The sequence below is a fragment of the Candidatus Neomarinimicrobiota bacterium genome (assembly GCA_017656425.1).
Taxonomy (GTDB): Bacteria; Fidelibacterota; UBA2242; order UBA2242; family B5-G15; genus JACDNV01.
In genome coordinates this window covers 141,547-154,736 of sequence record JACDNV010000005.1, presented here as the reverse complement: position 1 = coordinate 154,736, position 13,190 = coordinate 141,547, and the positions used below count along the sequence as shown (strand labels likewise).

General features: G+C 34.7%; 11 protein-coding genes. All 11 read right to left on the bottom strand.

Translation table 11 applies throughout. From position 1 onward, the window contains the following. Positions 1-4 precede the first annotated feature (4 nt). The 11 genes from H0Z29_05220 to H0Z29_05170 all read right to left on the bottom strand — a co-directional run bounded on the left by H0Z29_05220 (position 5) and on the right by H0Z29_05170 (position 13,187). Entirely contained in the window at positions 5-1,357 is a 1,353-nt protein-coding gene (locus tag H0Z29_05220) for a hypothetical protein (GenBank protein MBO8130904.1), read from the bottom strand. A gap of 13 nt (positions 1,358-1,370) precedes the next feature. Beyond that, on the bottom strand, positions 1,371-2,834 hold the full coding sequence (locus H0Z29_05215; GenBank protein ID MBO8130903.1) for a hypothetical protein: 1,464 nt from the start codon (positions 2,832-2,834) through the stop codon (positions 1,371-1,373). A 112-nt stretch (positions 2,835-2,946) separates the two neighbouring features. Then, complete coding sequence (gene ahcY, locus H0Z29_05210) at positions 2,947-4,200, bottom strand: adenosylhomocysteinase (protein ID MBO8130902.1); 1,254 nt, start codon at positions 4,198-4,200, stop codon at positions 2,947-2,949. Beyond that, positions 4,200-5,360, bottom strand: a complete 1,161-nt coding sequence (locus H0Z29_05205; GenBank protein MBO8130901.1) for a methionine adenosyltransferase — start codon at positions 5,358-5,360, stop codon at positions 4,200-4,202. The genes ahcY and H0Z29_05205 overlap by 1 nt, the downstream gene beginning before the upstream one ends. A gap of 62 nt (positions 5,361-5,422) precedes the next feature. Then, positions 5,423-6,403 (bottom strand): NTP transferase domain-containing protein, encoded by a 981-nt coding sequence (locus H0Z29_05200; protein MBO8130900.1) that lies wholly within the window; start codon positions 6,401-6,403, stop codon positions 5,423-5,425. A 16-nt stretch (positions 6,404-6,419) separates the two neighbouring features. Then, positions 6,420-7,406, bottom strand: coding sequence for an HPr(Ser) kinase/phosphatase (hprK, locus tag H0Z29_05195; protein ID MBO8130899.1), 987 nt, complete (start codon positions 7,404-7,406; stop codon positions 6,420-6,422). Beyond that, on the bottom strand, positions 7,403-7,690 hold the full coding sequence (raiA, locus tag H0Z29_05190) for a ribosome-associated translation inhibitor RaiA (protein ID MBO8130898.1): 288 nt from the start codon (positions 7,688-7,690) through the stop codon (positions 7,403-7,405). The genes hprK and raiA overlap by 4 nt, the downstream gene beginning before the upstream one ends. A gap of 19 nt (positions 7,691-7,709) precedes the next feature. Further along, positions 7,710-8,621: a tyrosine recombinase XerC gene (locus tag H0Z29_05185; protein ID MBO8130897.1), complete on the bottom strand. Its 912-nt coding sequence runs from the start codon at positions 8,619-8,621 to the stop codon at positions 7,710-7,712. Positions 8,622-8,623: 2 nt separating this feature from the next. Beyond that, positions 8,624-9,601: an RluA family pseudouridine synthase gene (locus tag H0Z29_05180; protein MBO8130896.1), complete on the bottom strand. Its 978-nt coding sequence runs from the start codon at positions 9,599-9,601 to the stop codon at positions 8,624-8,626. Positions 9,602-9,641: 40 nt separating this feature from the next. After that, positions 9,642-10,028: a TraR/DksA C4-type zinc finger protein gene (locus tag H0Z29_05175; protein MBO8130895.1), complete on the bottom strand. Its 387-nt coding sequence runs from the start codon at positions 10,026-10,028 to the stop codon at positions 9,642-9,644. A gap of 3 nt (positions 10,029-10,031) precedes the next feature. After that, entirely contained in the window at positions 10,032-13,187 is a 3,156-nt protein-coding gene (locus H0Z29_05170; GenBank protein ID MBO8130894.1) for an isoleucine--tRNA ligase, read from the bottom strand. Between the last annotated feature and the right edge of the window lie 3 nt (positions 13,188-13,190).

Genomic DNA, 13,190 nt, shown 5'->3' with positions numbered 1-13,190 from the left:
TGTACTATTTATTAATTGAAATACTAAGTCCAAAATCAATTCCTTTTATCTTATGGATAAACAAACCCCTGTGAAATGCTATTGCCCAATCTATATTTATAAAACCGATTTTAACAATTGAACCAACCGATAATGCCACTCCTTTATAGCCGCCAATATTTAATCCTGTTCTTATGGGGAATCCCAAAACCTTATTAAATTCCGCTCCACATGCTAACTGCCACCCCTGCTTGTATAAGTAACCATCCCCAAAGGTAGATATTAAATCAATATTTAAGATCAATCTTTCCCATTTATTGGATACTCCAAATCGCAATACTAGTGGTATTCTTTCTAATGGAGTTGTATTATTTTTTTTAACCTCCCTTTTACTTACAAAAAAATCCGAAATAGAACTATCGGAATCAATAATTTTCTGCCCGTTCACTTCTCTAACTATAAATTCATAACTGTATGTCGAACCATCGAAATCAAGATCAGATACATTATTTCTTCTATTAAAACTATCACCTAATTTTTTTAAAGCAATCTCCCCATATCGCATTGATATAAATGTTGGTACATTTAATTTCAAAATTCCACCAACATTTATGATGCTTAAACCAATCCGCCATCCAAAAAAATTCGGGAATAACAACCCTATGTCCGATGAGAACCCTTCAGCCCCTATATATTGATCCAGTACAAAACTACCGCTACCGCTAATTACAAATTTTGAAGTATCAATTTTAATATACCCATTAGATTTATCTGGATCTATTTTTATACCTGCCAATCCCTGGATATAATACACTGATACCCCTAGACAAATATTTCCCACAGGGAACCCAATTGATAATCCATTTTTTAACCCAATAAATTCATTCCCTGAAATTTCATATTTATAATCTCTGCCCTTTTCCATCTCACCGAATAAAACTTCTATAAAATCTTTCGATAAACCATATTCCGTTAAATAAAAATACTCTGATGATATGGCTTTATTACCAAATGATATCTTGAAAAGAGGGATATTCATTATGGAAAAAGATTCCCAGCATTCATCAGAAACAAGCTCAGCAATCAATCCTTGATTATTTTTCCCCGTAACTCCAGCATTTTCCCCGGCGAAAGCAGAATAATCTTCAAGTGAAAAGGCATTATTTGATAAAGAAAAATTTACACTCGAGGCTAATAAAATATTAATGTGTCCCTGCTCATTTAAAGCAAGATTAGCAGGATTATAACCAAGACAATTTATACCATGAGCATATGCCGTCATTGCTTCTCCCATAGAAAGGGCAACAGGATTTGGTAAATAAAAACCGAGGAGATCAATAGCGAGCAAAAATGTAACTATTACAGATCTTAATGCCATAATTTTAATTCCCTCACTCTACTAGGCTGTCCGGATCGAAATAAAATCTAATATAGGATTTTATTATAATATTCTGATCTTGCTTTAATGTTAAAATGGAATCCCCACCCGGATAAAATTCGAAAAAAGGTATAAGAAAATGTTCACCATCTGATAGTAATCTGGATGTTTTTTCATAATTAATATAATAGTCAGACTGCTTTCCCCCACTTGAGTCAAACATAATACTACCAACGGTATCAATAAAAATAGAGTCAATAGCTAATAAACTATCAAAGTTTATACTATCATAAACGGTAAAATTATAATTAGTGTGAATAAATCCAACAATACCTTCCAATGGAGTATTATTAAAAACATCTGCTTCAAGACTTGCACCCTTTTGACATTTTTGCAATTTTCTTTTTGTGGTTGAATCTTCTATATAGAACTCAGTTGCTTTCCCACCATTAATTCTTATTGTATCAGTTAGTAAAATCTTAAAAGGAATATCAATAACTAGTTCCGCATTAATATTAGGTGTTATTAAAGAACTTGTACTATAGTATGTATTCAGCTTACTATAACACAACAACTCCATTACAATACTATCTGGAAATGTATTTATAACACCTAACGAATCAAGAGTAATAACACTTGATGGAGTGAAAAGTTTTGTATAAAAATGATTTCTCTCTCCGTGCTCAACTGTAAACAGGTTTAACCTCATCAAATCAAACTGGTTAAAATTACCTGATAAATGAAGTGCCAGAATACAATCACTAAAGTCAATTGTATCCGATGTTTCTGGATTATTTACAAATGAAATACTTGACACTTCCGTACTTGAGATCACTCTTCCCGTCAACTGATTGAACTCTAAGGGTAAAGGTTGAATAGACAAACTGAAATTATAAGAATTATTAATTAATTCCACACTTCTAAAATTTAATACAATCTCAAGTAAGAGCGAATTCACTGTATCAGCGTCGACAACATTAAAAACTGTATCATTTCTTAAATCGACAAACATGCTATCTTCTGTCGTCCCGGGTGGTATAGCCATATTTGCTAAGGTTTCATTTCGATCAACGTTATGAATGTTAGACGAAAATACAGCTATGAATAACGTTTCTGGTGCAGGATTAGAACTAGTAAAATGTATCATTATATGATTAAAATCGCTATTATTGGATAGTATCCCTTCTTTGATAAAAACCTTTGATGTATCAAAATATATTGGTATACGGCGCATTATAACATAGCTACCATCTTCAATTTGAACTGCCTGATCAGTAGAAAATCCCTCATTTATTCCATATGTATTCATTATCCAGAAGCTATCGGGGAAGTCGCTTACAGTCGCTGGAATGATTTTACTATAGTGTAATATCCCGGATGTATCAGCAATTATGTCATCATCTTTAAGTAATTCTTTAAGGTTATATGAATTTTCATAAAAGGGGAAAAGTGCCCTTATTTCCCATGATGACGGCAAAGATGGTTCAGGTGGCAGTTTAAATTCGCAATAATAAAGAGTGACACAAATGAACAAAATGAAGATTATTATATTTTTGGTAAAAAATTTTTTCACAAACTTTTATATTTTGCTATGTCCCTTCCTGATAATTGGTCTTGTACTTCATTTGCTCTTCTGTCAGGCTATCTATTTTAATTCCCATTGTCTCAAGTTTCAACCTTGCTATTTCCTGATCCTGCTCATCAGGGACACGATAAACTTTGTTTTCAAGTTTGTCTCCATTTTTCGAAAGGTAAATCATTGATAAAAACTGATTTGCAAAGGACATATCCATAACCTCTGATGGATGTCCTTCCGCTCCTACCAGATTTATGAGCCTTCCTTCACCCAATACAAAGACTTTTTTACCATTTTTTAATACACGCAATACACAATTTGATCTCATTTCTTTCTTCTCAACCGTCATTTTTTCCAGATCATCAAGATTCAACTCACAGTTATAATGCCCTGTATTACAAACAATAGCACCATCCTTCATTTTTTCAAAATGTCTACCAACGATTACATCTTTCATTCCTGTAGCCGTTATGAATACATCGCCAATAGTGCAGGCTTCATCCATGGGCATTACTCTAAATCCATCAAGGGTAGCCTTCAAAGCAGCTGTTGGTTTGACTTCTGTTACTATAACATTAGCACCCATTCCTTTTGCTCTTATTGCAACACCTTTTCCACAGTGCCCATATCCAGATACTACCACCTGTTTTCCTGCAAATAAAATATTTGTTGATCTTAATATACCATCAATAGTTGACTGTCCAGTACCATATACGTTATCAAAATCCCACTTTGTTTCTGCGTCGTTTACCGCTACTACAGGATAAAGTAGAGCTCCATCATCAGCCATCGCTCGCAGACGAGTAATCCCTGTCGTTGTCTCCTCAGATCCTCCAACAACCTGCTTTGCAATATCTTTATATTCTCTATGCAATGTAAAAATCAGGTCAGCACCGTCATCAAGGGTAAGTGTTGGCTTTTGCTTTATCACCTGTCTGATACACCAGTAAAATTCATCAACGGATAAGCCTCTCCATGCCCAGATAGGAATCCCATCGGCATACAAAGCTGCAGCAACATCATCCTGAGTGCTTAAAGGATTACATCCACTCCACGCAACTTCAGCACCAGCAGCCACAAGAGTTCTTATTAAAACAGCTGTTTCCTTCGTCACATGGAGACACCCGCTTATACGCATACCTTTCAAAGGCTTATCCTTCTCATACTTTTTTCTCAGAGCCATTAAGACAGGCATATGCGCTTCTGCCCATTCTATTTTCAGGCGCCCTAAATCCGCTAATCCTACATCTTTTACTTTACCTTCCATTAATTCACCCCAAAATAATCTTTTAATTTTTCAACCATATTACGCTTTTCCCAAGTAAAATCCTCATCGTTCTCTCTTCCAAAATGTCCATATGCTGCAGTTTTAAGATAAATTGGTCTCTTAAGATTTAGATATTTAATTATCTGCGCTGGTTTTAATGGAAAAATTTCCATAACAGCCTTAGCTAATTTTTGTTCATCAACCTCTCCAGTACCAAAAGTATCTACGAATACAGAGACTGGATTGGCAATACCAATTGAATAGGCAAGTTGAACTTCGCACTTCTTTGCCAATCCACTTGCTACTATGTTCTTTGCTATATGTCTTGCCATATATGAAGCTGATCTATCAACTTTGGATGGGTCCTTACCAGAAAAAGCTCCGCCTCCATGACGACCCATACCACCGTAGGTATCAACAATTATTTTCCTGCCTGTAACTCCAGAGTCTGCCTGAGGTCCACCAATTGTAAAAATACCAGTTGCATTTATATAAAACTTTGTTTCCTTGGATACATATTCACCAAGCACTGGATATATTACATAATTTTTAATATCATCAACAATCTGCTTATGAGAAACCTCAGGATTGTGATGAACTGCAATTACTACGCTCGGTACCCATTTCGGCTCTCCATCTTCGTATTCAACTGTGACCTGTGCTTTACCGTCCGGCCTGACCCAGTTTAAAATACCTTTCTTCCTGACCTCTGCTAGTCGCCTTGTCAACCGGTGTGCAAGTGAAATAGGAAGTGGCATCAACTCTGGAGTTTCATCAATAGCAAAACCAAACATCATCCCCTGATCGCCGGCTCCCTGCTCTTTATCGTTTGTCTCTGTTACTCCTATTGCTATATTCTCACTTTGTTCATGAATAGATGTTATAACAGCACATGTCTTTGCATCAATACCAAAATCTGGATTATTATATCCTATGTAATCAAGAGTATTCCTTACTACCTGTGGAATATCAACATAGCAGGTTGTACTAATCTCACCAACGACAAGGACCATTCCGGTCGTGGTTAATGCTTCACATGCCACCCTTGCATCAGGGTCCTTGGCTATTATCTCATCAAGAATGGCATCAGAAATTTGATCACATATTTTATCCGGATGCCCCTCAGTAACCGATTCTGAAGTAAATCTAAACTTTTTCATATTATCATTTCCTCCTATTCTAAAAATAAATCAGACAAAACTATTCATACTTTTTTGTAAAATCAAGCTAAATCCATCGAAGGATAACCACCAACTTCAAGAATAACCGAAGACCCCCTAATATGAGAATTATTTCCAATGAGACTTTCCTTAATTATTGCTTCCCTAGCGGTGGAATTCTTATCGATTATTGAATCCTTGATTATTGAATACTCTATAATAGTATTAGCACCTATACTCACATATGGTCCTATTATGGATTTTCTTACATCCGCATCGGGATGAATATATACAGGCGGTATTATTATAGAATCTTTAAAGGAATAAATAGCTGTTTTAAACTTATTCAATAAAACTCTATTTGACTCAAGCAATGCTTCTCGAGTACCACAGTCATAGCAAGCATCTATGGGTTCTATCCACAAATCAACACCCTTTTCTATGAGCATTCTCATTGCATCGGTAAGCTGGTATTCACCTTTTGTTTTTACCCCTTTTTTCATTATTTCATCAATACCTTTTTTTAATAATGACTGATCCTTAAAATAATAGACACCAGCAATAGCAAGATTGCTCGGTGGATTTTCCGACTTTTCAACTAAATCAACAATTTTTCTCCCGTTAACCTCCACTACTCCAAACCGCCTTGGATTTTCAACTTCCATAACGCCAATTGTATTTTCCCCTTTATTTATAATTTTTTTATAATCAACATCAATAATCGTATCACCTAGAACAATAAGCACAGGCGTTCTTTTCTTTTTTAAAGCCAATCTTACCGCATGTCCAAGACCCAGTAAATCCTTCTGTTCAACGAATCTAAACTTTCTGCCCTTATAATTTTCCATCACATACTCTACTACCTGGTTCCCAAGATAACCTATTACTATTGTTATCTCTTGGATCTCCAGATTTTTTAGTCGGTCAAGAATGTGTCCAAGAATCGGCTTATCTGCTACCGGTAACAAGACTTTGGGTATCGATAACGTAATTGGTCTTAATCTTTTACCTAATCCTGCTGCAGGAATTATTACATCAATCATACCCATTACCCCATTACTATTCAAAATCCTTTTTGAAATATTGCTTTAACTCCTTATCACGTGCTTTTTGTTGCAATTTCTTAAATAACTTTTTCTCAAAATCCCTTGCCATGTATTTACCATAAGTTTTAAGCAGGTGATTCATAGCAATAACTTCAATTATCACTGTAATATTTTTCCCCGGGTATATTGGCAGCTTCACAAGGGGAATTTCAACATCAAGTATCTTAATTCGTGTTTCTGACGTCCCTATTCGTTCATAATTATCAAGCTTACTCCAATCCTCAAGCTCTACCTGAACTTCAACTCTTTTCTGCTTTCTTATTGCCCTTATGCCAAACATACTGCTCACATCCACTATCCCAACACCACGTATCTCAATCTGATGTTCGTAAAAATCTAACCCCATCCCAATCAAAACATTATCAGCTCTTCTTATAACTTTCACAAGATCATCAGCGACAAGCCGATGTCCCCTCTCAACGAGGTCCAGGGTAATCTCACTTTTCCCGATGCCACTTCTTCCAGTCAACAATATACCAACTCCATAAACATCAACAAGTGACCCATGCAATACTGAAGATGGAGCAAGATTCCAATCAAGATAATCCATTAAAAATGCAATAATATCACTTGTTGTAATCGAAGTTGCAAATACCCCAATATTTCTTTTTGTTGCCATATCCAGAATTTCTGGAATTGGTGGCTTTGTACTGTGGGCAAAAATAATTGCAGGAATATTGTATGAAACTAACTTTTTAAAAATTTCCCCTATTTCTTCTTCATTAAGCCTGTCAAAATATTTTTTTTCCTTCAAACCGAAAACCTGAATTCTTTTCTCATCAAAATATTCCCAGTGACCGGCAAGTTCCAATCCAGGACGATTTAATTGATAGGATTTTAAAAGTCTGTCCCTGCCAATTTCACAATTTAACTGTCTTAACCTTAATTTTTTTTTATTATCTTTATATAATCGACCTACAGTTAATGGTTCCTGAATCATTTTTCATACCTTTTTTCTTTAAATTTTTTTAATTGAACCTCTATCTTATCGATAGCAGTATCGATAGATTTTATAAGATTATCAGTTGTTACTTTTGTTATAAAATTTTTTCCGGAAATATGCAAATTGACCTCAACCATTTCACCTTCTTTTTGCCTATCAAGCACAACTTGACAATTTACAATATTTGGATAATATCTCGACAGTTTTTCAACCTTTTCTTTCAAATATTCTTTTACTCGATCTGAAATTTCTGCATGTCTCGATGTAATTTCAATCTGCATAGCTTCTCCTTTCTTTTTTCTATTTTGCATGAGGATGTGCATTTTTATATATCTCTTTTAATCTCCCAATACTTAAATGGGTATAAATTTGCGTGGTAGATAATTTACTATGTCCTAATAGCTCTCTAACGGAATTTATATCAGCTCCCCTATCTAACATATGCGTTGCAAAGGTATGCCTTAATACATGTGGACTTAAATGTTCCTTCTCCGAAACCTCTTCCAAATATTTCTTAACAATCACTTGAATCATTTGGCGAGATAATCTTCTCCCTCTTTTACTTATGAATAAGGGACTATCAAAATGTGGCATTCCAAAGTCAATTTTTCTATATTTAAAATATTCATCAATCGATTTTATTATTTTCTCTCCAACTGGCACCATTCTTTCCTTTTTCCCTTTGCCAAATACTCTGATCAAATAGTTCCTTTTATCAAGATCAATACAATTTAACCAAACCAACTCACCTAATCTTATACCTGTCCCATATAATAATTCTATTATTGATTTATTCCGGCTTGTTATAAAATCATATGGGGTGATATTATCAAGAACGTCAAAGACTTCTTTTTCACTCAACACTGTAGGTAATTTCTTTGCAAGCTTTGGTGACCTTATTCTAATTGCTGGATTATTCGTAACATAACCATGTGTTACTAAAAATTTATAAAAGGATTTAAGTGATGACAGTTTCCTTGAGATTGAAGATTTCTCAAGGCCAATACTATCGAGTACACCCAGATACTCCCTGATATGACTTCTATCCAGCTTTTTAAGGTCTATTTCCCCTCCAGAGAAGTATTCAGATTCTATATATCTTAGAAATTGCAAAATATCTCTTTCATAAGACTCAATAGTGTTACTGGAATATCCACGCTCAATATTAAGAAAGTCTTTAAACAAACTGAGGTATTGATCGATGTTCTTCATTACTAAGTATTATAACATTCTTTTAGAATTTTTTCAATCATTTCAAAATCTTCTGGGATCGGAGCGACCAGAGAAACATCCTTTTCAAAAAAAGGATGAAAAAACTTTAGTCGATAGGCATGTAATAGGTGTCTATCGACTACATTTCTAATCTTATTTATACACTCTCTATCTCTTCTATTTACACGAATACCGCCAAAACTGTAACATCCGTATTCTCTATCACCCACAATTGGATGTCCAATATACTTCATATGAACTCTTGCCTGATGAGTCCTACCCGTCTTTAATATTAAAGACACATACGTTATGCAATTGTACTTCTTTATTACATTGAACTCGGTAATTGCTTCTTTCCCACCCTCAGATACTACAAATTTTTTTCTATTTTTCTTACTCCTATCAATCGGTTTACATATAACTCCATGATCATCTCTAATTGTGCCCCATATATATGCTAAATATTCTTTGTGTACTTGCCTATTAGCAAACATTTCCGACAGTTTCCAGTGTGCTTCGTCTGATTTTGCAACTATTAAGACTCCCGACGTATCCTTATCGAGTCTATGAACTATTCCAGGTCTAAATTCACCACCAACCTTGCTTAAATTACGTGTATAATTCAATAGTCCACTTACCAATGTATTGTGAAAATTCCCAGCGCCTGGATGTACCACAATCCCTGGTTTTTTATTGATTGCTATATAAAATTCATCCTCGTAGATAATATCCAGTGGTATATTTGCTGGTGTAATTTCTATCTCTTCTGGTTCGGGCAAATTTATCAACACTACGTCACCTGTACGAACTCTGTAATTTGGCCGTACAATATGATTATTCACCAGAATGTCTCCGTCCTTAATGAGTTTAGATATTTTACTCCTTGAAATATCAATTTTCGATGAAATATACTTATCTAATCTAGATGTTACCTCATTATCAACAATTATATTGAAACTCTCTCTATATGATTTACACATTAAAAATGTGGGTAAAAAATTTAATAATATTAATTCCAGGTTATTTGGGCTTATTTTTGCACTTCACACAGTGCTGGGTATGTGGAACCTCTTCCAACCTTTCCTTCGGTATTTTGTCTCCACATTCTATACAAAAACCGTATTCTCCCGTTTCAATTCTTTGCAGTGCTGCATCAATATGTTTTAAAAACTTATTTTCTCGAGATAACCACAGGAATGCTTTTTCTCTCTCCTGAGCATCTGTGCCCACGTCTGCCATATGATACGCATAAGTTGAATCAAAATAAGTACCTTCTTGCTTTGACTGATCATTTATAGTTATCTCTTCTAATTTTCTAATATTCTCAATTACTTCTTCCCTTTTTTTTAGCAAGATATTTTTGTAGTATTGAAGTTCCTCATCACTTAGCCTTTTCTTTCTCGCCATATTTCACCTCTCATTTAATGCTAATCTTTTTATACTTACTTTTATTTCTCTTTTACCCATCTTGAAAGTCTTTGAATATTCACCCTCATCATTATACTTAAAATTCAACTTTTCGCATAATGTTTCCGTCATAAAGTAATCTTTAAAATTTTTCAATGATAATTCCAGATCATCTGGCAGTTGAATACTAACTTCAATTCTATCGTCAACTTCAAGATTGGCTTCTTTTCTTATCATCTGAACATGCCTTATCAAATCTCTGACCTGCCCTTCTCTGATTAAATCATCATCAAGTTCCGTACTTATAGCCACAAAATAACCATTATCTTCTGCAGATGCAAACTTGTCTTTATCTTTTTTTTCAACTATTAAATCATCACCTGTCAAAAATATTTTTTTATCTCCGAGATTTAGTTCTATACTACCACCAGAATTTATTTTTTTATAAATAAGAGATTTATCAAAGGTAGAAATTACCTTATTAATTTTGCTCAAATCTTTACCATAACGAGGACCAAGTACACTATAATTTAGTTTCACATCATAATCAACAAATTCCATCTCATCGTCAATAAATTCTATATCCTTAATGTTTAATTCTTCCAGTATCTGCACCGATATTTTTGAAATTTCTTCTCTTTTTAAACTGCTAGGGAGTTTGACATAGATTTTCCTTAAAGGCTGACGAACCTTAATGTTAGCTTTGTTTCGTGCTGCCCTACCGAGACTTACAATCTTAATAACCGCATCAATTTTATGTATTAAGTCTTCTTTTATATATCTTTCACTAGGTAATGGCCAGGGACACAGATGGACACTTTCAGGTGCGTCTTCTTCAATACCTCTAACAAGATTCTGGTAAATAGCCTCTGTGACAAACGGAACTATCGGAGCCAAAACAGTTATTAGTCCCTTTAGTGCATGATACAATGTAAAATAAGCACATTTTTTATCTTTATCATCCTCAGACTTCCAGAAACGCCTTCTACTTCTTCTTATATACCAATTGGATAAATCATCAAGAAAACTTTCAACCTGTACCATGAATTTATGTATAATATATTCATCATAGCTCTCTTTAGCATGCTTATATAGCATATGTAACCTAGCAAGCAACCATTTATCCAGTTCTGATAACTCTTCATACTTAACTTCAAAATCCTTCAAGTTAAAATTATCAATCTCGGCGTAAGTTGTAAAAAATGAGTATGAATTCCACAAAGTTATCAATTTCTTTCTGATATCATTAGCAATATTATAGCCAAAAAGTAAATTGGTAAAGGGATTATGAGAGGCGTATAGCCATCTCATTACATCAACTCCCATATTTTCCGCCGCATCATCAAACCATATCGCATTTCCAGCACTCTTATGCATGTCCTGACCTTTTTCATCTTTCACAAGGGCATACCCAAGTACTGTTTTAAATGGTTCTCTATTTTCAAGAACTGTACTCATAGCAATAAGAGAATAAAACCAGTTCCTAAACTGTCCTGGTAGTGATTCACATATAAAATCAGCAGGAAACCAGCTCTCCCAATATTTTCTATCATTTGTATATTTGATTGTAGAATATGGTACAATTCCAGCATCCAACCATGGATTGCCCACATCGGGAATGCGACTGGCTAACTCCCCACATTTTTCACATTTTATTTTAACCTCATCAATCCATGGCCTATGGGGAGAATGTCCCTCAAATTTATCCCAACCTTTTATTGCTTTAACTTTCAACTCTTCCTTGCCACCAATCACAGTAAAATGTCCACAACTATTACATTCCCATATAGGCAAAGCCAAACCCCAATATCTCTTCTTTGAGATCATCCAATCACCCATATTACGTAACCAATCGAGTTCTCTTTCCATCCCATATTCAGGAATCCACTTGATTTTTTTTGTAATTTCCATCATGTCATACCGTATACTATCCATCGAAATAAACCATTCATCTACTAATCGGAAGACGAGCTCCGTACCATGCCTCCAACAAACAGGATATCTATGAGTATACTTTTCTTCAGAAAATTTTATACCTTTCTCTTCAAGGTTTTTCAAAATTGGTATAGCAACCTCACTTACATTCATCCCGGATAACCAATCAAAACCATCCACATAATTACCAAATTCATCAAGGGGTGCTATAACGGCTAAATCAAACTCTTTCCCTAAGGCAAAATCCTCCTGTCCACAGCCAGGAGCAATATGAACAATCCCTGTACCTTCCTCCTCCGTAACCTCATCCCAGGGTATTACTTTATGAACTACACCATTTTGTACGGGCAGTTCATCAAAAGGTCCAAAATATTCCCAGCCCACCATATCTTTACCAGAAATGGAGCTTTCTATATTATAATCGTTTCCAAAAATAGACTCCCGATTTTTGATTACATAATATACTTCATTCCGGAAACGAATTCTAAGGTATTCTTTATCAGGATGGACAGCTGCAGCTGTGTTTGCAGTGAGTGTCCATGGGGTTGTCGTCCATACAAGTAGATTCTCATTTTCTCTATTTTTTAGTCTAAACTTAACATAGACACTTATGTGCGTTAGTTCTCTATATCCTTCTGTCGCAATCTCATGTTCAGATAAAGCAGATCCACATCTTGTGCACCAGGGCATAACATCGTGACCTTTATATATCAATCCTTTTTCATGGCATTTTTTTAAAAATAACCATATTGTATAATTATTTTCATCCGACATTGTGTAATAAGAATTATCCCAGTCCATCCAATAACCAAGACGGATGGATTGCATTGTCTGTATCTTTGAATATTTATATACTCGCTCTTTACATTTATTTACAAAATTTTCAATACCATATGCCTCTATATCAGTTTTTGATTTGAATCCAAGTTCTTTTTCAACCTCTACCTCAACCCATAATCCCTGGCAATCAAAACCATTCTGATATCTCATATGATAACCGTTCATCGCTTTATATCGATGGAAAATATCCTTATAGGTCCTGCCCCATGCATGATGAACACCCATGGGATTATTAGCGGTAATTGGTCCATCAACAAATCTCCACTTAGGACCGTTTTCATTCTTCTTTCGAAGCTTTTCAAATATTTTATTCTTATCCCAGAAATCAAGTATTTCATGTTCCTGTTTAATAAAATTGACTGAAGATGGAACCTTCTTTATCACTAC